We start from the raw sequence: 24,637 nt of genomic DNA, 5'->3' as shown, positions 1-24,637 counted from the left end.
AAGTCCAATGAACAGCATGATCCTCAAGACCGGCGTGCTGGCCGCCGCCCTGTCGGTGTCCGGCCTGGCCGGTGCGGCGGAGATGGACGCCAAGCAGGTGACCATCGCGGCCAAGGCCCTGGGCTTCCTGACCGCCAAGGCGCCCGCCGGCGCCAAGGTGGTGGTGACCGCCGGCGCCGCCCCCGTGGCGGCGGTGCAGGCGGCCCTGCCGGGTGCCGCCGTCGCCGCCGGTGATGCCGCCCCCGGCGCCTACGCCGTGTTCGTGTCCTCCGCCGCGGAGGGCAAGAAGGCGCTGGCCAAGGGCACCGTCACCGTGGGCAACGACGTCGCCTGCGTCGACGCCGGCGGCTGCGTCATCGCCGTCGAGACCACGCCCAAGGTCACCATCTACGTCAGCAAGGCGGCGGCGTCGGCCGCCGGGGTCGAGTTCGACCCGAACTTCAAGATGATGGTCACCGAGAAGTAAGGACCCGGGCGGGTCCCGGGGTGGCGGGGTGGGCGGCTGGGTTGGGCCGTCCATCCCGGCGCCGCCTTGGGGGAATCCCGCCCGCGGGAATTCAAGAACAGCGGGCGCAAGCCCGGCCCAGGACTGGTGGGCGGAATTGGTGGAAGGATGAAGGCGATGCGGTTCGATGATCTTCCCATGGCGTTGAAGCTGTTCGCGGCCCCCGCCATCGGGCTGGTGGCCCTGGTGGCGATGGCCATCGCTTCCCACCAGGTGGTGGGCGGCATCACCGCCACCGCCAAGGATGTGGGCGAGGTCCGTTTCGAGGCCACCGCCGAGTTGCTGAGCGCGTCCAGCGAGCTGAACGGCGCCGCCAAGGACCTGTATTACGCCCTGGCGGCCGCCACCGCCGGCGGCGACGCGAAGGCCTCCGCCACCCTGCTGGACGGCGTGGTCCAGCGCATGGGCAAGGCGAAGGAGGCGGTGGAGCGCGCCAAGGACCGCCTGCCCGACGGCAAGACCAAGGCCGAGCTGGCCACCGTGGGCCAGGACATCGACAAGCTGGGCCAGCCGGTGGGCTTCGTGAAGGACATGCTGGGCATCGACGCCCAGTCCGCCGTGTCCTTCCTGGAGCCGCTGCGCGCCAGCCTGCAGGGCGTGCAGGACCGCCTCAGCGCCGCCGCCTCGCATGAGCGGACCACCGCCGCCACCGCGATCAAGGACATGGACGCCAGCGCCACCGCCACCCAGACCCTGTCCACCCTCATCGTGCTGGCGGTGGTGCTGGGCGTGGCCGCCATCGCCTTCGTCATCGTGCGGGCCCTGAAAAGCTCCATCGACCGCATCTCCGGCGCCACCGAGGCCCTGGCCGCCGGCGACACCGCCGTGAACATCGAGGCGCTGGCCCGCAAGGACGAGCTGGGCGCCATCGTCGGCGCGCTGGCGGTGTTCCGCGCCAACCTGGCCGACCGCGACCGCCTGACGGCCGAGCGGGCCGAGGCGGAGAAGCGGGCCGAGGCGGAGAAGCGCCAGGCGTCGCTGCGCATCGCCGACAGCCTGGAAAGCTCCGTCCACAGCCTGGTGGAGCGCCTGACCGCCGCCGTGCGGCAGCTGGCGGGCAACGCCCGGGGCCTCAGCGACCAGGCCCAGGTGGGGCAGGAGCGCACCAGCGTGGTCGACCGCGCCGTCAACGAGGCCAACGGCAACGTGCAGGCCGTGGCCAGCGCGGCGGAGGAACTGTCCGTCTCCTTCGGGGAGATCAGCGGCCAGGTCACCCGCGCCGCCACCATGGCCAGCAACGCCCGCGTGCGGGTGGAGGAAAGCACCCAGCAGATGGAGCGGCTGCAGAACCAGGGCGACCGCATCGGCTCCGTCGTGCGCCTGATCAGCGAGATCGCCAGCCAGACCAACCTGCTGGCGCTGAACGCCACCATCGAGGCGGCGCGGGCGGGGGAGGCGGGCAAGGGCTTCGCCGTCGTGGCCAGCGAGGTCAAGAGCCTGGCGACCCAGACCGCGAAGGCGACGGAGGAGATCGGCGGCCAGATCACCAGCATGCAGGGGGCCACCCGCGAGGCGGTCGCCGCCATCGCCGCCATCCAGCAGACGGTGAACGAGATCACCACCATCTCCTCCGCCATCGCCGCCGCCGTGGAACAGCAGGAGGCCGCGACCCGCGAGATCGCCCGCAACGTCCAGATGGCGTCCCAGGGCACGGCCGTCGTGGCGGAGAACGTGGCCGGCCTGCAGGCCATCGCCGACAGCACCCACCGCTCCAGCGACGAGGTCCTGTCCTCCTCCCAGGTCCTGGGGTCCGAAACCTCGGCCCTCAGCGCCAGCGTCTCGAAAGCCATCGCCTCCCTGCGCGCCGCGTAAGGTCATCGATCGGCAGCGGCCAATGGTAGGTGGGGCGCTGTGGTGCGCGACATCCATGAACATGCAAAAGACGGCGGGTGCGGTCGTGGTGCGTTGGCCAACAAGCTGGCGCGCATCGCCCGGGCCGTCCTGACGGGGGCAGGGGTTCGATGCGCCGCATGCCGTGGTGGCATGAGATGACATTGATCGGCGGGCGCTAATCGCCGTGTACGATCATCGATATCCGCGAGCGGGTAGAGAGACGGCCTGACAGTCGAACGGCAGCACGGAAACCTGGCCGCTGTGAGCGGCCTTCGAGGCTGGGTCGATTATGAGGACCGGGCCGCGCGGATCGCCATCTTGACGGAGGGCATCGCCCTGAGGCCGGATACGTTGAAGCGGACTGGTCGAGGCTGGGTCGTCAAACCGCTTGCGGACGGGGCGGACCATACGTTCACATCAGCTTCAACCTCGGCCTTCTCGCCCCATTCGTTCAGCGTCTGGCCGGAACAGCCAATCTTCCTCGCGATCGCCATCACCGTCGTCCAGCGGGATGGGCGTTGGCTTGGTCTGAATGCGTATGAGGAAGGTATTATTGGTTAAGGCTAAGTTTTTATCTATTGTACTAACATATATTACATAAGAATAGCACATGATGTGAGTGGCGGTTCAGGAAGAAACTGTCTGGACATTCCAATAGAAACAGCCTGTTAGCGGGGATGGGCCATAGCATAAGGCAGCGCTTTTCTGTGGGGGCGATCAAGAAAGTGTGGGGGCAGGGATGGGTGCGCGCGGGGCTGGCAGGGCTGACACCTGTCCGCAAGAGATAGAACACGACCACCGGCAGCGACATGCTCGCGCCCGGCGGGTTTTTCTGGCCGGTTCCTCGCTGGCGGTGGTGGCCGTCGGCATGGCGGCGCCCCGGCCGGCGGAGGCATACAGCGCCTACACCACCTACAGCGGCAATTTTTCCTCCAGCGGCGTGACTCTGAACGGCAACACGGTGATCGGTGCCGGCACCATCGGCGCCCTGTTCCAGAACGCCCGGGTCAATCCGTTGCTGATCAATGCCGGCGGCACTCTCGTGACTGGGCTGGGGGGCATCGGCCTGATCAACGGATCGTCGATCTCCACCATCATCAACAATGGCGTGATCGGCGGTACCAGCTACGCCATTTCCATTTCCAGCAACAGCACCCTGGGTGTGTTGCGCAACAGCGGCACCATCCTGGGCGCCATCATCAACAACGGCAGCACCGACCTGACCCTGGGCGGCGGCACCGCCGTGGGCACATACACCGGGCTCAGCGGCCAGGGCACCATCTCCAACACGCTCAGCAACCTGATCCTGACCGGCGGCTTCCTGCTGAACGACGCCGTCAACGTCAGCGGCCACACGCTGATCAACAGCGGCGCCTCCGTCAGGCTGACCAGCATCGTCACCGTCACCGGCGATTACACCCAGGCGTCCGGCACCCTGGCGCTGGGCGCCGCTGGCGAACTGGTGGTCACCGGCACTGCTAGCCTGACCGGTGGCCAGGTAACCGCCACCCTGCCCACCCTGCCATTGAACGCCACCCACCTGGTGGGTGACGCGCTTGCCACCCTTGTGGCCGCCAGCAGCGGCACCTACACCGGTCTGACCGGCAGCATCACCAGCAGTCTGGCCCGCTTGGCCGCCACCATCGGCACGGCCGGCGGCAACCTGGTGGCGCAGGCCCTGAACGACTATATCGGCGCCAGCACGCCCAGCCTGACGCTGACCGGCACGGTCGACACCAACGGCACCACGCCCGTCGCCGCCTATGTGGCGGGTGGCGTCAGCATCGGCACCCTGGTCAATACCGGGCACCTGACCGGCGACACAATCGGGTTGAGCATCGGCACCGGCGCCACCATCGGCACCCTGGTCAACGCCGGTCTGATCGACCTGCACGTTTCCCTCAACGGCATGGCGCAGAGCGGCATCGCCGTCGCGAGGAACGCGGTCATCGGCACCCTGTCGAACAGCGGCACGATCCAGCAGATCCGCTACGGCATCACGGCCTTCAACGCCACCGTCGGCCTGCTGTCGAACAGCGGCACGATCACGGGCACGACCAACGGCATCGGTATCTACACCACGGTCAGCACCATCCAGACGCTGGTCAACAGCGGCACCATCGACATGCGCGCCGGATCCGCCGGTGTCCTGAGCAGCGCGACCCTCGGCACGCTGGTCAACAGCGGCGCCATTCTTCTTGGCGCTAACAGCACCTACAACTACGGCATCGTGCAACGGACGGCCACGATCGGCACGCTGGTCAACAGCGGCCTGATTTCGGCGCCCGATGCCCTGATGGTGCAAACCATTGGCTCCGGCAGCAGCGGCGCGTTCCTGACCATCGTGAATTCCGGCACCATCGCCGGCAACATCAGTACCAGCACCCTGGCCGCTAGTGTGCCCAATGTGACCGTCCTGGGCGGCAGCGCCGGCACGGTCGGCACCCTGACCGGCTTCTCCGGCACGCTCAATCCCGGCGGCACCAGCGTCGTGGGTGTGTTCACCAACGCCACCAGTGATTTGTATTTCGCCGGCGGCAACCTGCTGTTGAACGACCGCATCAACGCCACAGGGCATACGGTACTGAACACCGGGGCGGCCCTGACGTTGGTCAACGCCATCGGCATCACCGGCGCCTACGCCCAGACGGGCGGCAGCCTGGCCCTGACCAACAGCGGCGCGCTGACCGTCAGCGGCAGCGCCAGCCTGACCAACGCGGCCGTCAGCATCGCCCCCAACGCCGCCGGCAACTACGTCGTCGGCAACCCCGTCACCGTGGTGGCCGGCGGCGGCGGATCCGATTTCACCGGCGTGTCCGTCTCCCTCGGTGCGCTGACCGGCGCCAGCCTGACCGGCAGCGTGGCCGGCAACGGCGTGCTGGTGGTGGCCAGTAACGACTATGTCGGCGGTACGCTGGCCACCCTGACCAACAGCGGCAGCCTGTCGGGTGCCACCGTGGTCTACATCGCCGCCACCGGCAGCCTGGGCCAGCTGGCCAACACCGGCACCCTGTCGGGCACCATCCTGAACCTGTCGGCCCACGACCTGTCCATCATGGGCGGGACGGCCGGCACGGTGGGCGTGCTGACCGGTGGCACCATCATCAACACGATCGCCAACCTGGTGCTGGCCGGCGGCCTGCGTCTGGGCGAAGGCGTGAACGTCAGCGGCCACACGCTGGTCAACGCCGGCGCCACCCTGGCCCTGCCCGGCAACATCGGCGTGACCGGTGATTACACCCAGGCCGGCGGCACGTTGGTGCTGGGCGCCGGCAGCGGCCTGGCCGTCAGCGGCACCGCCAGCATCACCGGGGCCGCGGTAACTGGCACCGTGGCCTTCAGCTATGCCAACACCTATCTGCTGGGCGACGTCCTCACCACCCTGGTTTCCGCCGCCAGCGGCACCTATTCCAGCCTGACCGGCACCCTTGTCGGGACGCTGGGGGGTGTGACGGCCAGCATCGGGACGGCGGGCGCCAACCTGGTGGCCGTGGCCGGCAACTATTACATCAACAGCAATATCGGCAGCATCGGCAATACCGGCACCGCCACGGGCCGTACCGCCTTTTATCTGAATGGCACGCTGGGCACCCTGACCAACAGCGGCACGCTGGCCGGCACTGCCGGTGGCATCCTGTCTCCCAACAACCGGGGTATCGGCCTGCTGGACAACAGCGGTGTGATCGACGGTGACACCATCGGCATCGGTGTCGGCAGCATCGGCACCTTGCGCAACAGCGGCACCATTTCCGCCCTGGACCGCCATCGTCGGTTCCAATTCCAACACCATCGGCGCCATCGACAACCAGACCCTGGGCCTGATCGCCGGCAAGACGGCCTTGTACCTCAACGGCACCGTTGTTCCCGTTAGCTCAATCAACAACAGCGGGACGATCCTGGGGCAGTCCTACGCGATCTATAACGGCGGCAACATCACCCGGCTGTCCAACAGCGGCACCGTCGCCGCGACCCTGACCGCCGGGCTCGCCGTGATGAACAGTGGCAGCATCGGCACCTTCGACAATAGCGGCAGCATTGGTGCCGTCCGGTCGGACATGTCCAACAGCGGCACCATTGACACGTTGACCAACAGCGGGTTGATCGGTGGGGGGACCAACGTCGCCCTGCGCAACTACGGCACCATCAACACCCTGACCAACAGCGGAACCCTGATATCCACCAACGGGGTGGGCTTTTATAACGACCGCACCGTCGGTTTGCTGGACAACCGTGGCACGATCAGCAGCGGCGCGTCTTTCGCCCTGGTCGATTCCGGAACCATCGCCCGCCTGGCCAATTCCGGCACCATCACCAGCCCCGGTTTCGGCATCGGCATCTTCAATGGCGGGAAAATCGGCACCGTCGCCAACGCCGGGCTGATAAAGGGTGGTACGGCCCTGGACATTTTCGTGGGCAGCCAGGTGGACCTGCTGGTCAACAGCGGCACCATCGCCGGCGATATCTACAACAACTTCGACCCGTCCAACGCGGGGCCGGGAACGCTGGCGGCCGCCCTCACCATCGCTGGGGGTACCGGCGGCACCATCGGCACCCTGACCGGCGCCAACCTGACCAACCAGGGGCGCATCACCACCAGGTACGCCGACGTGGTCTTCGCCACCGGCGGCCTGCTGTTGAACGACAGCATCACCACCAACGGCTTTGTCGTGCGCAACATTGGCGCCGGCATCACGGTCGCCAACACCGTCAACATCACCGGCGACTACACCCAGACGGGGGGCAGCCTGGGCGTGGCGGTCGGCGGCGGCCTGCTGGCGGTCAGTGGCAGCGCCAGCCTGACCAACGGGCAGGTGCAGCTGGTGGGGGCCGCCACCAACAATTATTTCCAGGGCGGCACGATGGGGACCCTGGTGACCGGCGGCGCCGGGTCGGACTACGCCGGCGTGACGCTCAGCGGCGATGGCGCCGGTCTCAGCCTGGCCGGCGTCACCATCGGCAACAACCTGATCGCCGTCGTGCGGAACGACTACATCGGCGGCACCTACGCCAGCCTGGGCAACACCGGGACGCTCAGCGTCCAGAACGGCGCGGCCGTTTACGTGGCGCAGACCGGCACTCTGGGCACTCTGGCCAACGCCGGCGGCGTGATCAGCAGCGTCGGCAGCACCGCCATCGCCAACCTGGGCACCATCGGCACGCTGTCGAACAGTGGCACCATCACCGGCGGCGGGGTCGGCCTTCATAACACAGGCCTCATCCATACGCTGACCAATGACGGCACCCTGGGTGGTCTGTTGGCGGACGGCGTCATCGACACGGCCGTCAACAGCGGCACCATCGGCGGTGCGTTCGATGTCAGGGGCACGCTGGGCCTGTTGTCCAACAGCGGCAGCATCGCCACCCAGATTCATGTGGAGCAGACGGGCGGTGTCGGCACCCTCGTCAACACCGTCGGCGGCGTGATCAGCGGTGCCGCCAGCGGCATTGAGAATGCCGGTTCCCTAGGCACCCTGGTCAACCGAGGCCTGATCAGCGGCGCCCAGTACGGCGTCTTTTCCTCCAACGCCACGGGCACGGTGGACAACCGCGGCATCATCCAGGCCGCCGGCGCCGGCGGCACGGCCTTGTCCGGCGCCTTCGATACTATCCTGAACAGCGGTCTGATCAGTGGCGCCAACGCCCTGTCCCTCACCAGCCAGCCGGATCTACTGAACAACAGCGGCACCATCCTGGGCGACATCCAGGCCACGTCTGGCGCCCTGACCATCACCGGCGGCACCGGCACGGTGGCGGGCACCTTCAGTGGCGCCACCGTGACCAACCGGGGCACCATCACCGTCACCAGCGGCAATGTGGTGCTGGCCGGTGGCAACATCCTGCTGAACGACAATGTCGTCGTCAGCGGCCATACCCTGATCAACAACGGCGCCAACCTTCAGCTGGCCGGTGCCGTCAGCGTCACCGGCGGCTACAGCCAGACGGTCGGCACCCTGGGCGTCACGGTGAACAACGGCCTGACGGCCACTGGCGCCGCCACCATCACCGGCGGCACGGTCCTGGCCTCCCTGGCCGCCGCCGGCAATTACCTGGCGGGCACGCTGGGCACCCTGGTGGCGGCGGCCAACGGGTCCAGCTACGGCGCCAGCGTGGTCTCTGCCTTGACCGGCCTGGTGGGCAGCGGCGCGCTCAGCGGCGGCACGCTGCTGTTCGTGGGCGGCAACGACTACATCGGCGGCGCCTATGCCACGCTCAGCAACAGCGGCAGCCTGTCGGCCGCGACGGCGGTCTACATCGCGGCCACCGGCAGCCTGGGCAATCTTTCCAACACCGGCACGCTGGTGGGCAACGTCCGCAACCTGTCGGCTGTCGACCTTTCCATCGCTGGCGGAACCACGGGCACGGTTGGCACCTTCACCGGCGGCACCCTCATCAACACCCTGTCCAGCGTGGTGCTCGCATCCGGCAATGTGCGCCTGGCCGACGCCGTCGACGTGACCGGCCACACCCTGGTGAACAGCGCCGCCGCCGTGACCCTGGGCGGCACCGTGGCCGTCACCGGCGATTACAGCCAGACGGGCGGTGGCCTGCGGTTGGGTATCGGCAGCGACCTGCTGTCCGTCACAGGGGCGGCCCGGTTCGCGGGCGGTGTGGCCACCGTCACCGGTTTCTCAAGCACCGCCAACTATATGGCCGGCAGCATCTTCGGTACCCTGGTGCAAGGTGGGGCGGGGTCCGACTATAGCGGCCTCGGCATCACCGACACGGTGACCGGATTCGGCTTGGGCGGCACGGTGACGAACAACGCCCTGCAGGCCGTGGCGCTGAACGACTATATCGGCGGCACGCTGTCCGCCCTGACCATCACCAACGCCGTCAGCGCCGCCAGCACGGCGCTGTATGTGGCCTCCACCGCCTCCATCAGCGGCACGCTGGCCAACAGCACAACGCTGGTTGGCCAGAACGCCGGCGTGCGCAACGTCGGCACCATCGGCGCGCTGCAGAACGACGGGACGATCGCCGGCGGCGCCTATGGCCTGCGCAACAGCGGCGGCGCCATCACCTTCCTCGGCAACCACGGCACCCTGGCGGGCCAGACGGCCGGCTTGGCGGTGGAGGGCGGCAGCGTCATGTTCGCCCTGAACGACGGCAGCATCGCCACCGTCGCCATCAGCGGCGGCGGTTCGATGTTCGCGCTGGGCAATATCGGGCGGATCAGCGGCGGTGTCCAGGTGCAGGACGGCGGCACGCTGGGCTCCATCCTCAACTTCAACGGCGGCCTGATCAGCGGCGCCAACGCGCTGAGCATCGGCGCCCAAGGCCAATTCTTCGCGCTGGCCAACGGCGGCACCATCGCCGGCAACATCATCAATAACGCCACGGCAACGCCCAACCTGACCATCATGGGCGGCATGCTGGGCAATACCACCATCGGGACCGGCACCTTCACCGGCGCCGCCCTGACCAACCAGGGCATCATCACCAACACCCTGGGCAACGTCATCTTCGCATCCGGCGACGTGCTGCTGAACGACAGCGTCAATGTCGGCGGCAACACGGTCCGGAACATCGGCGCCGACCTGACTCTGACCGGCGCCGTTAGCGTCACCGGCAACTATGCCCAGACGGGCGGCACCCTGGTCCTGGTGACAGGCGCCGGCCAGCTGGCGGCCAGCGGCAGCGCCAGCCTGACCAACGGGCAGGTGCAGCTGATTGGCGCCGCCACCGGCAATTACCTGCAGGGCGGCACGATGGGGACCCTGATTGCCGGCGGTGCCGGCTCCGACTACGCCGGCGTGGTGGTGACCGATGACGCCACCGGCCTGACCCTCAGCGGCGCCATCGCCGGCACCGCCCTGGTGGGGGTGGCGCGGAACGACTATATCGGCGGCACCTATGCCAGCCTGGGCAACACCGGGACGCTCAGCGTCCAGAACGGCGCTGCCGTTTACGTGGCCCAGACCGGCACCCTGGGCACCCTGGCCAACACCGGCGGCGTGATCAGCGGCGTCGGCAGCACCGCCATCGCCAACCTGGGCACCATCGGCACGCTGTCGAACAGCGGCACCATCACCGGCGGCGGGGTCGGCCTCCATAACACAGGCCTCATCCATACGCTGACCAACGACGGCACCCTGGGCGGTCTGTTGGCGGACGGCGTCATCGACACGGCCGTCAACCGCGGCACCATTGGCGGCGCGTTCGACGTCAGGGGCACGCTGGGCCTGCTGGCCAACAGCGGCAGCATCGCCACCCAGATTCATGTGGAGCAGACGGGCGGTGTCGGCACCCTCATCAACACCGTCGGCGGCGTGATCAGCGGTGCCGCCAGCGGTATCGAGAATGCCGGTTCCCTCGGCACCCTGGTCAACAGCGGCACCATCCTCGGCACCACCCACGCCGGCATCGCCGGCGCCGGCACCATCGGCCTGCTGTCCGTCACCGGTCTCGGCCTGGTTGACGGCGGCGTGGCGGGTGTGGAGGCCGGCGCCTTGGGTACCCTCATCAACCAGGGCACCATCACCGGCGGCAGCATCGGCATTTCCGCGGGCACCATCGGCCTGCTGGCCAATGCCGGCATCATCGCCGGCGACGTGGCCACCTCGGGCGACCTGACCGTCACCGGCGGCAGCGGCACGATGACGGGCATCTTCACCGGCGCCACCCTGGGCGGCCAGGGTGTCCTCAGCATCGCCGGCGGCAACCTGGTCCTGGCCGGCGGCAATGTTCTGCTGAACGACAGCGTGCGGGCGGCGACCATGGCCAATACCGGCGCCTATCTGGCGCTGGCCGGCGGCATCAGCGTCACCGGCGCCTACAGCCAGACGGCCGGCACCCTCGGTGTGACCATGGACCACGGCCTGACGGTCAGCGGTGCGGCCAGCGTCAGCGGCGGCACGGTCCTGGCCTCCCTGGATGCCAGCGGCAACTACCTGGCGGGCACCTTGGGCACCCTGGTGGCCGGCGGCGCCGGGTCCGACTACAGCGGCGCCACCGTCCGTTCTGCCCTCATCGGCCTGAGCGGTACCGGGGCGGCCGGCGGCGACAGCCTGCTGTTGGTGGGCGGCAACGACTATATCGGCGGCGCCTACGCCACGCTGAGCAACAGCGGCAGCCTGTCGGCCGCGACGGCGGTCTATATCGCCGCCACCGGCAGCCTGGGGCGCTTGGCCAACACCGGCACGCTGGCCGGCAACATCCGCAACCTCTCGTCCTTTGACCTGTCCATCACCGGTGGGGCCGGCGGCACGGTGGGTACCTTCAGCGGCGGCACCATCGTCAACAGCCTGTCCAACGTGGTGTTCGCGTCCGGCGATGTGCGCTTGGCCGACGCCATCGACGCCGCCGGTCACACGGTGGTGAACAGCGGTGCCAACCTGACGCTCGGCGGCACGGTCGCCGTCACCGGCGACTACGACCAGACGGGCGGCAGCCTGCAGTTGGGCATCGGCGGCGACATGCTGTCCGTCACGGGGGCCGCCCTGCTGACCGGTGGCACCATCACCGTCACCAGCGCCTCGGGCACCGCCAACTACATGGCCGGCAGCATCCTGGGGCCGCTGGTGCAGGGTGGGGCGGGGTCCGACTACACCGGCCTCGACATCACCAACCTGGTGACCGGCTTCGGCCTGGGCGGAACGGTGGCGAACAACGCCCTGCAGGCCGTGGCGCTGAACGACTATGTCGGTGGCACCTTGGCCGCGCTATCCATCACCAACGCCGTCAACGCCGCCAGCACGGCGCTGTACGTGGCCACCACAGGGTCGCTGGGCACCCTGACCAACAGCGCCCCGTTGGTCGGCCAGGGCGCCGGTCTGCGCAATTTCGGCACCATCGGCACACTGCGGAACGACGGAACAATCGCCGGCGGGGCCTATGGCCTGCGCAACAGCGGCGGCCTCATCACCTTCCTCGCCAACGACGGCACCCTCACGGGGCAGGCCGCCGGGCTGGCGGTCGATGGCGGCGTGGTCGCCTCCGCCCTGAACGTCGGCGGCATCGCCACCGTTTCCATCGGCGGCACCGGCACGCTGCTTTTCCTCGACAACCAGGGCCAGCTCAGCGGCGGCATCCTGGTCACCGGGGGTGGGCGCCTCGACACCCTGGGCAACAGCGGCACCATCGCCGGCGACATCCGGGTGGCCGCCGGCACCCTGACCATCGTCGGCGGCAGCGGCGCTGCCCAGGGCACCTTCACCGGCAGCACCCTGGGCAGCCAGGGCACCATCGCCGTCGGCGGCGATGTGATCCTTGCCAGCGGCAACATCTGGCTGAACGACAGCATCCAGGCCACGGGCCATACCGTGGTCAATGCCGGCGCCAATCTGCGGCTGGCGGGTGCCGTCAGCGTCACCGGCGCCTACAGCCAGACGGCCGGCACCTTGGGTGCCACGGTGAACAATGGGCTGACGGCCAGCGGTGCCGCCAGCATCACCGGCGGCACCGTCCTGGCCACCTTGGCCGCCACCGGCAACTACCTGGCGGGTACGCTGGGCACTCTGGTGGCCGGCGGTAACGGGTCAAACTACAGCGGCGCCACTGTCAGCTCGGCCCTCATCGGCCTGAGCGGCACCGGTGCCGTCAGCGGCGACACCCTGCTGCTGGTGGCGGAGAACGACTATATCGGCGGTGCCTACGCCACATTGACCAACAGCGGCAGCCTGTCGGCCGCCACGGCCGTTTATATCGCGGCCGGCGGCAGTTTGGGCCAACTGGCCAATACCGGCACGCTGACCGGCAATATCCGCAACCTGTCGGCCGTCGATCTCTCCATCACCGGTGGGGCCGGCGGCACGGTGGGCGCCTTCACCGGCGGCACCATCGTCAACAGCCTGTCCAACGTGGTGTTCGCGTCCGGCGATCTGCTGCTGGCCGATGCCATCGATGCCACCGGCCACACGGTGGTGAACCACGCCGCCACCCTGCGGCTGGCCAGCCAGGTCAGCATCACCGGCGCCTACACCCAGACCGGCGGCACCCTCAACATCGACCCCGGCACCGGCCGCCTGGTCGCCAGCCAGGCCATCGTCGTCAGCGGTGGCGTGGTGCAGGCCACGCTCAGCGCCGGTGGCACCTATCTCTACGGCAACGGCTACACCCTGATGCAGGCCGGCGGCGGCATCGACCTCGGTGGCGCCAATCTCATCACCGCCCTGGCCGGCTTCGCCGGCGACACCACCATCGTGACGGTGGCGGGCACCAGCGTCTTGCTGCTGCAGTTCGCCAACGACTATATCGGCGGCACCATCGGCAACGCGTCCAACAGCGGCACCATCACTGGCGTCCGCACCGCCGGCTACGTCGCCGCGTCCGGCAGCGTCGGCACCCTGTCCAACACCGGCCTGTTGTCGGGCGGTGTGATCGGCGTCGCCAACAACGGGGTCGTCGGCACCCTGGTGAACGACGGCGCCATCACAGGGGCCAGCAGTGCGGTCGCCAACGTCGGCACCCTGGGCACCTTGGCCAACAGCGGCACCATCACCGGCGGCCGCGACGGCGTCCACAACATCGGTACGGCCACCCTGGTCAGCAACACGGGCCTGATCAGCGCCATGTCCCGCGCCGGCCTGTACAACAGCGGCGGCATCGCCACTGTTTCCAACAACGGCACCATCACCGGTCCCGTCGGCCTCTATAACAGCGGCACGCTGGCGGTCCTGATGAACGCCGCCGGCGGCACCTTGGCGGGTATGACCGCGCTGCACAACGATGGCACCCTGGGCACCATCGCCAACAGCGGTGTGATCCGCGGGGCCATCGTGAACGACGCGACGCAGGATCTGGTGTTTACGGGCGGCGGCATCCTGGGCACGCTGACGGGTCTGTCGGGCAGGGGCACAATCACCAACACCCAGGGCGACGTGGTCTTCGCGGTGGGCGCCTTGCTGCTGGACGATGACATCATCGCCACTGGCCACGCCGTGGTGAACAGCGGCGCGACCCTGGCGCTGGCCAATGCCGTGACGGTCAGCGGCGATTACAGCCAGACCGGTGGCAGCTTGGTGCTGACGCGGAACGACACCCAGGCGGCTGAACTTGTGGTCAGCGGCACCGCCACCGTCGGTGGCACCGTGCTGGCCAGCCTGTCGTCCACCGCCAACTATTTGATGGGTACCAGCACCCTGTTGCAGGCGGCCGGCGGCGCCACCGTGACGGCGCAGCTGCGGATCAGCGGCGTCACCGGCTTGGCCGCCACGCCGGGGGCCGTCAGCAGCGGCGTGACGCTTACGGTGGGCAACGACTATGTCGGCGGTTCGCTGGGCAGTGTTACCAACAGCGGCACCCTGTCGGCGGCCACGGCCGTCTATGTGGCCGGCAGCGGCACCCTCGCCACCCTGGTCAATGGCGGCCTGCTGACCGGCACGGCCCATGCCCTGGTCAACCTGGGCAGCCTGGGCACGATCGCCAACAGTGGCACCATCGCTGGCGACATCCTGAACGGCGGCGCCGGCGCGCTGGTGATCACGGGCGGCGCCGGCACTCTGGTCGGCACGCTGACGGGGCAGTTGTCGGGGCCGGGGGCTGGCATCGGCACGCTGACCAGCACGGGCGGCGACGTGGTTTTTGCCGGTGGTACCCTGCTGTTGAACGACGTGATCGCCGCGGCGGGCCACACGGTGTCCAACACCGGCGCCTCATTGCACCTGGCCAGCACCCTGACCATCACCGGCGACTACCGCCAGACCAGCGGCAGCCTGCTGCTGGACGCTAACCAACTGGTGGTCACCGGCATCGCCGCGCTCAGCGGCGGTACGGTGGCGGCCTCGGTCTCGGCAGCCAGCAACCAGTTGGTGGGCGCCGTGCTGGGCACCCTGGTGGTGGGCGGCACCGGCTCCAGCTATACCGGGCTGACGGCCCTGGTGAATGTGAGCGGCGTGGACGTGACGCTCAGCACCGTCACCATCGGCGGCGGTGTCGACTTGGTCGCGATGATCGCCAACAACTATGTCGGCGACACGCTGGGCAGCCTGGGCAACGGTGGCGTGATCAACGCCCCGACGGCCGTCCATGTCGCCGCCGGCGGCACCGTTGGCAGCCTGTCCAACACCGGCACCCTGATCGGCACCATCGCCGTGCTGAACCAGGGCCGGGTCGGCAGCTTCAGCAATGACGGCACCGTCCTGGGCAGCGTCGCCGGCATCAGCAACGCGGGATCCATCGGCACCCTGGGCAACCAAGGCACAGTGATGGGCAGCGTCACCGGCCTGGGCAACCAGGCGGGCGCCAGCATCGGCACGCTCAGCAACAGCGGCACCGTGGCCGGCCAGATGGCCCTTTACAACGCCGGCACCATCGACGTCTTCGTCAACACCGGATCGCTGATCGATGCCGGCGCGCCCACGGCCGCCGGCCTGTACAACACCGGCAACATCGCCACGGTGCTGAACAGCGGCACCATCCTGGGCGCCACCTACGGCGTCTATAACGCGGGCACCATCGGCACCTTGGCCAACAGCGGCCTGATCACGGCGCCCACGGCCCTCTACATCGACACGGGCGCACGCTTGGGCGTGCTGGCCAACAGCGGCACCGTCACCGGCAATATCCTGAACCTGTCGGCCAACACGCTCAGCATCACCGGCGGCAGCGGGACGGTGGTGGGCACCCTGACCGGCCACGCCGCCGGCAGCCAGGGCAGTATCATCAACACCTTCGGCAACGTGGTTCTCGCCTCGGGCAATCTGTTGCTGAACGACGCCGTGGACGTGGCCGGCCACACGCTGGTCAACAGCGGTGCCTCGGTAATTCTGGACAGCCTGGTCAGCGTCACCGGCGCCTACAGCCAGACGGGCGGCACCCTGACCCTGGACATCGCCGGTGGTGGCGGCCTGGCCGTCAGCGGTGCCGCCGGCCTGAGCGGCGGCGCCGTGCTTGCGGATTTCGCGTCCACAGGCAACTTCCTGGCCGGCAGCGTCACGACGCTGGTCGCCGGCGGTGCTGGCTCCAGCTACACCGGCGTGGTGGTCCAGGGCAGCCTGGCCGGCCTGGCCGTGACGGAAAGCGTGGTGGGCACCAACCTGGTGGCGGTGGTCGGCAACGATTATGTCGGGGGCAGCCTGGCCAGCCTGGGCAATACCGGCACGCTGACGGCCGCCACGGCGGTGTACATCGCGGCCAGCGGCAGCCTGGGCAGCTTGGCCAACAGCGGCACGATCACCGGCAACGTGGTGAACCTGTCGGCCAACACCCTGACCATCACCGGGGGTGTGGGGACGACGGTCGGTACCCTGACGGGCGGCACCATCACCAGCGCCGGCGCCAATGTGGTGCTGGCGGCGGGCAATGTGGCCCTGAAGGACGCGGTCAATGTCGGTGCGGGCACGCTGGTGAACAGTGGCGCCAGCGTCCTCATGACCAGCGTGGTCAGCGTGACGGGCGATTACAGCCAGACGGGCGGCACGTTGACGGCCGGCATCGGCGCCGGCACGGCGGGGGAACTGCAAGTCAGCGGCAACGCCGGCCTGACCGGCGGAACCGTGGCGGTCACGGCCATGGATGGCGCCAACCTGCTGGCGGGCGACCGTTACACCATCGTCGAGGCGGGCGGCAGCCTGGTGGCCAGCGGCTTGACGGCGGCCGCCAGCGGCTTCACGGCCACGCTGGGTACCAGCCTGAATGGTACCGACACCGACTTGGTCCTGACCCTGGTCAGTGATTACATCGGCGGCACCCTGGGCACGTTGACCAACACCGGCACGCTGAACGCCCCCACGGCGGTCAACATCACGGCCGCCGGCAGCCTGGGCACCCTGGCGAACAGCGGCACCGTCATCGGCAATGTGGTCAATGCCAGTGCCAACGACCTGGTTGTCGTCGGCGGCAGCGGCGCGGTGGTGGGCGGCTTCAGCGGCGGCACCATCCGTAACAGCTTGAGCAACCTGGCCTTCGTCTCTGGCAATGTCAGCCTGGCGGACAGCATCGATGTGACTGGCCACACGGTGGCGAACACGGGCGCCAGCCTAATCCTGGCCAGCGACATCAGCATCTCTGGCGCCTTTGGCCAGACGGCCGGCACGTTGTCTGTCGCCGGCCATGTGCTGAGCGTCAGCGGCCCGGCGCTGGTCAGCGGCGGCACGGTCAGCGCCGGGGTGTCCGGCGTGGGCAACTACTTCGTGGGCGACAGCGTGACGATGATCCAGGGTGGGACGGGCTCGTCCTACACCGGGGCCGTGGTCACCAGCGGTCTGGCGGGCCTGGACGCCAATGGCTCGGTCAGCGGCAACAATTTACTGGCGGTGGCGGGCAACGACTACATCGGGGCCAGCCTGAACGTCCTGAACGTCACGGGCACGCTCGTGAACACGGCGGGCGGGGCCACGGCGCTGTACATCGCCAGCACCGGTACCCTGGGCAACCTGGCCAACAGCGGCACCATCAGCGGCAACGTGGTCAACCAGTCGGCCCGGGATCTCACCATCAACGGTGGGGGTAACGGCGCGGTGGGCCGCTTCAGCGGCGGCACCATCACCAGCACGGGCGCCAACGTGGTGTTCGCGTCCGGTGCGGTCAGCCTGGGCGACGCCATCAACGTGGCGACCCACACGGTCAGCAACGCCGGCGCCAGCCTCAGCCTGGCCGGCAACGTCGGCATCACGGGCAACTTCGCGCAGAGCGGCGGCACGCTGACCACGGGCGGTCGTGTGCTGACGGTCAGCGGGGCGGCCAACATGACGGGCGGCGTGGTCAACGCCGGGGTCAGCGCCGTGGGCAACTACCTGGTGGGCGACAGCGTCACCCTGATCCAGGGCGGCACGGGGTCCAACTACGCCGGCGCCACGGTCACCAGCGGCATCGCCGGCCTCAGTGCCACGGGCACCACCAGCGGGACCAACCTGCTGGCCGTGGCGGGCAACGACTATGTCGGCGGCAGCCTGAACGCCCTGAGCGTCACCGGCACCTTGGCCAACACGGCCGGCGGCGCCACGGCGCTGTACATCGCCGCCACGGGCACGCTGGGCACCCTGGCCAACGGCGGCACCATCACGGGCAACGTGGTGAACCTGTCGGCCAGCGACTTGGTGGTGAGTGGCGCCTCTGGGGGCGGCACCGATGCCGCGCCGGGCGTGTTCACCGGCGGCACCATCACCAATACCCGGTCCGATCTGCGCTTCGTGCGCGGCGTCATGATGCTGAACGACCGGGTCAACGTCGGCAGCCACAGCGTGGTCAACAGCGGGGCCACCCTGCTGGTGAACAGCGCCGTGAACATCACCGGCGGCTACAGCCAGACCGCCGGCGGCCTGGTGATCGGCGTGTCGTCCACCACCAGCTACGGCACCCTGGTGATCAGCGGCGGCGCCAGCCTGACGGGCGGGTCGGTGACCCTGACGGCGGTCAATGGTGGCCAGCTGTCGGCGGGCAGCTACACCATCGCGTCGGCCGGGTCGACGCTGACGACCAGCAACCTGACCCTGACCGCCGCCGGCTACACGGTCACCAGTTCCACCATCACCGCCAACGGCGCCACGGACCTGGTCCTGACGCTCAGTGGCGGCAGCGGCGGGACCACCGGCCCCACGGGCCCGACCGGCCCGACCAATCCCACCACGCCCAGCACCCGGTACACGGCGGTGGGCCTGGCGGCGGGCGGCCCGGCGGTGGGCACCGGCCGCGCGCTGGATGTGATCGCCAACAGCGACGGCGCCGCGGCCCAGGCCTTCCAGGCGGCGGTGCTGACCCGCCTGTCCAAGTTGCCGGGGGCGGAACAGCAGCTGGCGGTGACCCAGCTGTCGCCCAGCCAGTTGACGCCGCAGATCAACACCTTCTCGGCCACCCCCTCCACCAACGCCATCAGCCAGCACCAGCAGCATGCCGCGGCCCATATGGACGGAAGCGGGAAGGGGGCGGCGGCCGGCTCCGACGGCCAGCAGGGGGCGGTCTGGGGCGAGATCCTGGGCGGCGGCGTGCTGCGCGGCAACAACGCCGACGCGGCGGGCTATAGCGGCACCACCGCCGGCCTGGTCATCGGCGCGGACTGGTACGCCAACGACACGGTGATGGCGGGCCTGGCCTTCAGCTGGCTGAACGGCTCGGTCGACGGCGAGGGCACCGCCGCCGGCAGCCAGACCAAGGCGGCCAGCTACCAGCTGACGGCCTACAGCGTCTGGCGCCCGGATTGGGCGGACCAGCGGCTGTCGGTCGAGGGCCAGGCCAGCTTCGGCTACAACCACTACGACCAGCGCCGCTGGATCGGCTTCCTGGGCGCCCGGGCCAACGCCAACTATGGCGGGGAGCAGTACCTGGGCAAGGTGACGGTGGGCTACGACCTGCCGGTCTCCGCCAGCTTCACGCTGACGCCGCAGGCCAGCCTGCGGGCGGTGCGCCTGACCAACCACGCCTATGACGAGCGCGACGCCGGCGTGGCCAACATGGCGGTGGGCGCCTTGAAGGTGGACAGTCTGACGCAGGAGCTGGGCGCCAAGCTGTCTGGTAAGATGGACACCAGCCTGGGCCGGCTGCTGCCGGACCTGCGCCTGTCCTGGGTGCACGATTATCTGAATGGACCCATCGCCACCACCAGTGTCCTGGCCGGCACCAGCTTTGTCAGCACCACCGGCCGCACCGCCGCCGACGGCCTGGGCATCGGCGTGGGCGCCACCCTGGACCAGGGCGACGGCTTCAAGCTGCGGCTCGAGTATTCCGGCGAACTGCGCCGCGATTACCAGAGCCACGCCGGCCTGTTGCGTGCCACCTTCGACTTCTGAGGGGGCGACTTCTGAGGGGGCGACTTCTGAGCCGAGGCGAGCGAGGGCCGCCATCACCTCCATCATCGGCCGTTAACGAGATAGGGAAGCCTGGATTCCACTCCAATGTCAATTCATCAGGCCATCCCTCGAACGCTGCCAGGACAAGCTGATAGGGGTGGGCAATCTGCCATAGCAGCGCCATCCGTGCTGGGGCGACGGCGTTGACGATGGCAGTGGGCACCGTGATCAGTTTCACGGCGCCGTAGGCTCGAAGTCAGGGCGTCGGAGGTGATTAGCCCACTGATCACCACCGTGGCCAACGGCCGCTGCACCTCGACCCCCGTACCGGTAGCCAGTGCCATGGGCACGAAGCCCAGCGTGCCCCTCAGGGCAAGGCATTCCATCCCTGCCAGCCGATATAAAGGCCGACCAGGATGATGAGGGCGCCGGAGGCGTAGGGCGCCCGACGCGCCAGGACGGCGAAGGTGCCGGAGAAGCGTTTGGCGGCGTGGCGCATGCCCAGGGCCGCGGCGGCACCCACACTGACCATGGTCAGGGCCAGGCCGATGCTGAAGCACAGCACCAAGGCGACACCCAGGGGAAGCTGTTTCAGTTGCAGGCACAACACCAGCACGGTGATGGCGGCGGGACAGGGGATCAGGCCGCCGGTCAGGCCGAACAGGATGATCTGGCCCGTCGTCACCTGACGGTTGGCGAAACGCCGCTGGATGTCGCCGGCGTGCTGCAGTTCGTGCGCGTCCTGATAGCCGGTCTGCCCCAAATCCACGCCTGACGCCGGGGCGGTGGGTTCGCTGAAGCGGAAGGCGTGCTGATGCATATGGTGGCCGTGGCTGGCGCTGAGCAGGGCGGAGAATTCGTGCGGCTCCGGGATTTCCTCGGCCAACTCCCAGTGGTCGCCCTGGTCCACCATGGTGAACCGCTGGCGAGCGCCATCGGGTCGGACGGTTTCAATCCATACCGCGTCCTGGGAAGCGGCGGGAAGCGAACGGCCACCCGCAAGGAAGCGCACGCGGAAGCGGGGCGGCACGCCGTCTTCGAACACCTCCACGTCGGCGATCACGCCGTGGCCGATCTCGGCGCTCCGCATCCCGTGGCCGTGGTGGTCATGGCCGTGATCACCGTGATCATGGTCGTGCCCGTGGTCATGGGTATGGCCGTGGGCCCGCTCCGCCACCTGGGCCTGGCGGGTGCGCCACAGCATCCACAGGGCGACGGCGATGATGATGACGGCGGAGGCGATCTGGAAATAGGGCTCAGTCGTTTCCGCGTTCCAGCTGCGGCCAAAGCGCAGGCCCGCCAGCGCCACCACCCAGACCACCAGGGTGTGGGAGACCGTGGCAGACAGGCCCAGCAGCACCGCCTGGGTGACAGTGCCCCGGATGGCGATGATGAAGGCGGCCATCATGGTCTTGGAATGCCCGGGTTCCAGCCCATGCAGGGCGCCCAACAGGATGGCGCTGGGAATGAACAGCCAGGCGTTGCCGGCCCCGTGCTGGAGCAGGTCGGAAAGCGGGGTCATTTGGGGCTCACAGGTATTTGGTGATTTCTGCCATTTCGGCCAGGCGATCCCGGGTTCGCTTCGGCAACGCCCCCACGGCTTCGTGGAGGTGGTGCTCAATGTGATGCAGGACCAGGAAGGTCTTGGCCTTGTCCACGGCCTTGACCACCGCCTGCAACTGCTGGGCGATCACCAGGGCGTCGCGCCCTTCCTCCACCATCTCCACGATCTTGGAGAGGTGGCCTTGGGCGCGCTTCAGGCGGTTCAGGACGTCGGGGTTGTTGGCGTGGCTCATGATGGCCACATCCTATCCCCCTGGAGGGGATGTGGCAACAAAAGAAGCCACGTCACCGGACAGCGTTTGGGGTGGGGGGAGCTATCGGGAAGCCGGACGGAAGACCAGGATGGCGGCGTCACCGCCGAACCAGCCGGCACGGGTGGCGACGAAGAGCCGGTCGAGTTCGGGCACGAACAGCGACGTTCGGGCCCCCGACGCGGTCCTGATCTGGTCACGGTGGGCCAGCCCCGCCGCGGTGCGGTCGACGACGTCCACCGCACCTTCGCCGCAGCTCACGTAGTAGCGGTCGCGCCTGGCGTCGAAGAAGACGTCGTCGGTATCGCCGCAGATGGGGACGCCGCCGGTGATCGTGCCATCCGCCGTGTTCAGCTCGACCAGGCGGGCGGGGCTGCGGTAGCCGATAGCGATCCGCCCGGCCGCCGCGTCCAACGCCATCGGAAAATTGGACCGCATCTCCGGCGGCGACCAAGCCGCCACCCTCTGGCCCGTCTTGCGATCCAGCACATCGATCTGCTGGCGGTCTGGGACGTTGACGTAAAGGCGACCGGTGGTGGCGTCATAGCGGAAGCCCTCCGGATGGGCGGGCAAGGCCACGTCCGCGATCTTGGCTGGGCGGGCCGGATCGATGACGGCGATGCCGCCAGCCCCATATCCGACCAGGACCTGCCCGGTGGTCGCGTCGACCCGGACATTGTCGGCGTCCTCGCCTAGGTCGATGGTCCCGACCGGCGCCAAGGTGGTCGCCGTATATAGGCGCACGCTGCCGTCGCCGGCGTTGGCGACGACAATCAGGTCCCGGGCCGGCAGGTACCCAATCCCCTGGGGCTCCCTCAGGCCGGCGATCCGGCCTGAACGTTTCCGGCTGGTGATGTCGATGCTGTCCACGGTGCCGTTGCCGAGTTCGGCCACGAACAGGCGATCGTGCGCCAAGTCCACCGCCATGTGATCGATCCGTCCGTCGACGTCGGGCAGCGGGATCGTCGCCTCCAGCACCAACGGAGGATCGCCCGCGCCGGCCGATCCGGTGAGGAGGAGCGGCGCCACCAGAAAGGGCCAGCCGATGCGGGCGGCGGGCGTCACAAGTGGGCGACCTTCATCTGCGCCAAGGCGTAATGTAGGCCCCTGGCCAGTTTGACCGCGTCGTCGTTAGCCCAGAAGTGCATGAAGAACAGCCGGGGCTCGTCATCCAGCATGTGGTTGTGCAGCGCCGTGATCTCGATGCCGTTGTCGCGGAGCGCCTTGATGACCGGATTGACCTCGGAGGCGATCAGCACGAAGTCGCCGGTGATGGCCGCCTTGCCGGCGCCGGTGGGCTGGAAATTGATGGCGATGCCGGCCCCCATGGACGGGGGGATTTCCATGCCGCCGGCCTTGGCGGCCTCCGCCCGGGGGATCGTTACCTGGTAGACGCCGCCGTTGACCTTGCCCGTGTAGCCCAGCGCCTTATCCAGCGCGGCGGTGTCCAGGTCGATGGCAGCCGGGGCCGGTGCGGCCGCCGGCGCCGCCAGTGGCGTCTTGCTCTTGGCCAGGGCGTCGTGCAGCACCGTCGCCAGCTTGACCGCGTCGCCATGGCCGTCGACATGCATGTAGAGCGTGGCGGGCTGGGCGCGCAGCAGGTGGTTGTGCAGGGCGGTGATCTGGATGCCGCCGTCCTCCAGTTCCTTCGCCACCGGGTTGACCTCGTCCTGGGTCAGCACCAGGTCGCCCATCACCATGGCTTGGCCCTGGGCGGTTTCCTTGAACGCGAGCCAGGAGCCCAGGGCCAGCGTGGGCTTTATGGCGACGCCGTCCAGGGTCACCGCAAGGTCGGTGCGCGGCAGGCCCACCTTGTAGACGCCGTCCGGCTGCACGGCGCCGGCCTTGCCCAGCGCCTGGCCGACCGCCGTCCAGTCGGCGTCGGCTGCCATGCCCGGCGTCGCGGCGGCGGCCATGGCGGCGACCGCCATGGCGCGGAGAATGTGGGTATTCATACAGGATCGCTCCTTCAATAAGGCCGGTTCACAGTGCCCGGCCGGTGTGTCCTGCCCACCGTCACGCGGCGGGCGCGGCCTGGGGAAGCCCGGCCTGGCGGATGGCCGGCGGCCAGTTGTGCTGCTCGCCCTGGCCGTCGCGGCACCAGGCGTAGAGGGCGTCGTAGACGGTCATGCCGTGGCGCAGCATTTCGTGATCGTCCTGGAATAGCGCCGACAGCCCCAGCGACACGGCGACCAGACCGGCCGCCTGCGGCGCCAGGTCCAGCCGGGCCGTATCCGCCCCCCGGACGATCAAGGCCAGTTGCTGCAGGGCGGCGTCGCCAGCCAGGCCGTAACGGTCGAGGAAGGTGTCGAAGCTGCACCTTTCGCCCACGTGGCTAAGATCGGCGCCGGGCAAGTCATAGGGGATGGCGCCTGTCTCCGCTGCCACCTGGAAAACCATGTCGGCGGGCACGTAAAGGAATTCCGGTTCTGGATCGATGAAGCGCGCAACCAGCCAGGGGCAGGCGATGCGATCGATCTTGGGGCGTTCACGCGTGATCCATTTCATGGCTGGAACTCCCTCGGCGTCGTCGGGGCGCCGGCATGCCTGGTCGCCGCGATACAGGCTTCGTCGGCGTTCGGGGAAAATGATACATATGTTGCATTAAGTCAATCTCGACGATAAGATGTATCAAGATCGACATATGACCCGCCGGGATCGAGGCCCCCCTCATGTCCAGCTTCTTCAGCGAACTGTTCTCCGGTGATGAGAACCTGGGCGCCATCGGCCTGGTTGGGCTCGGTTTCTTCCTTGCCGTCCTGCTCCTGAAGCGCCTGTATGCCGGCGGCGTCCGCCGTTGGCGGCGGGCGGGGTGGTGAAGG

11 protein-coding genes are annotated in these 24,637 nt (G+C 68.7%); 5 read left to right on the top strand and 6 right to left on the bottom strand.

What is annotated here, in order from left to right; all coding sequences use genetic code 11:
• The first annotated feature begins 7 nt into the window (after positions 1 to 7).
• The 4 genes from UAA55_RS01225 (at position 8) to UAA55_RS01210 (ending at position 20,001) form a co-directional block, all read left to right on the top strand.
• Positions 8 to 466, top strand: coding sequence for a hypothetical protein (locus tag UAA55_RS01225; RefSeq protein WP_322950844.1), 459 nt, complete (start codon positions 8 to 10; stop codon positions 464 to 466).
• A gap of 156 nt (positions 467 to 622) precedes the next feature.
• Positions 623 to 2,317 carry a methyl-accepting chemotaxis protein gene (locus tag UAA55_RS01220; protein WP_322950843.1) on the top strand — a complete coding sequence of 565 codons (1,695 nt, stop codon included), beginning with the start codon at positions 623 to 625 and terminating at the stop codon, positions 2,315 to 2,317.
• A 339-nt stretch (positions 2,318 to 2,656) separates the two neighbouring features.
• Positions 2,657 to 2,899, top strand: a complete 243-nt coding sequence (locus tag UAA55_RS01215) for a hypothetical protein (RefSeq protein ID WP_322950842.1) — start codon at positions 2,657 to 2,659, stop codon at positions 2,897 to 2,899.
• 3,128 nt (positions 2,900 to 6,027) lie between these two features.
• A complete protein-coding gene (locus UAA55_RS01210; protein WP_322950841.1) occupies positions 6,028 to 20,001 on the top strand; it encodes a hypothetical protein in 13,974 nt (4,657 codons plus the stop codon).
• 116 nt (positions 20,002 to 20,117) lie between these two features.
• On the opposite strand, the gene UAA55_RS01205 is transcribed toward UAA55_RS01210, so the two are convergent.
• The 6 genes from UAA55_RS01205 to UAA55_RS01180 all read right to left on the bottom strand — a co-directional run bounded on the left by UAA55_RS01205 (position 20,118) and on the right by UAA55_RS01180 (position 24,323).
• Positions 20,118 to 20,345: a hypothetical protein gene (locus UAA55_RS01205; RefSeq protein WP_322950840.1), complete on the bottom strand. Its 228-nt coding sequence runs from the start codon at positions 20,343 to 20,345 to the stop codon at positions 20,118 to 20,120.
• Positions 20,346 to 20,368: 23 nt separating this feature from the next.
• Positions 20,369 to 21,523 (bottom strand): nickel/cobalt efflux transporter, encoded by a 1,155-nt coding sequence (locus UAA55_RS01200; RefSeq protein WP_322950839.1) that lies wholly within the window; start codon positions 21,521 to 21,523, stop codon positions 20,369 to 20,371.
• A gap of 7 nt (positions 21,524 to 21,530) precedes the next feature.
• Positions 21,531 to 21,797: a metal-sensing transcriptional repressor gene (locus tag UAA55_RS01195; RefSeq protein WP_322950838.1), complete on the bottom strand. Its 267-nt coding sequence runs from the start codon at positions 21,795 to 21,797 to the stop codon at positions 21,531 to 21,533.
• An 81-nt stretch (positions 21,798 to 21,878) separates the two neighbouring features.
• Positions 21,879 to 22,880, bottom strand: a complete 1,002-nt coding sequence (locus UAA55_RS01190; protein ID WP_322950837.1) for a YncE family protein — start codon at positions 22,878 to 22,880, stop codon at positions 21,879 to 21,881.
• The gene (locus UAA55_RS01185) at positions 22,877 to 23,770 is read right to left on the bottom strand and encodes a DUF1259 domain-containing protein (protein WP_322950836.1); all 894 of its coding nucleotides are present in this window, start codon (positions 23,768 to 23,770) and stop codon (positions 22,877 to 22,879) included. The genes UAA55_RS01190 and UAA55_RS01185 overlap by 4 nt, the downstream gene beginning before the upstream one ends.
• Before the next feature lie 61 nt (positions 23,771 to 23,831).
• Complete coding sequence (locus tag UAA55_RS01180; protein ID WP_322950835.1) at positions 23,832 to 24,323, bottom strand: chromate resistance protein ChrB domain-containing protein; 492 nt, start codon at positions 24,321 to 24,323, stop codon at positions 23,832 to 23,834.
• 164 nt (positions 24,324 to 24,487) lie between these two features.
• Here UAA55_RS01180 and UAA55_RS01175 point away from each other — a divergent pair, with 164 nt between their 5' ends.
• Positions 24,488 to 24,634: a hypothetical protein gene (locus UAA55_RS01175; RefSeq protein WP_322950834.1), complete on the top strand. Its 147-nt coding sequence runs from the start codon at positions 24,488 to 24,490 to the stop codon at positions 24,632 to 24,634.
• The last annotated feature ends 3 nt before the right edge of the window (positions 24,635 to 24,637 follow it).

The organism is Nitrospirillum guanabarense (assembly GCF_034653355.1).
GTDB lineage: Bacteria > Pseudomonadota > Alphaproteobacteria > Azospirillales > Azospirillaceae > Nitrospirillum.
The sequence above is the reverse complement of the archived record's forward strand: the minus strand, read 5'-3'. Positions and strand labels throughout refer to the sequence as shown.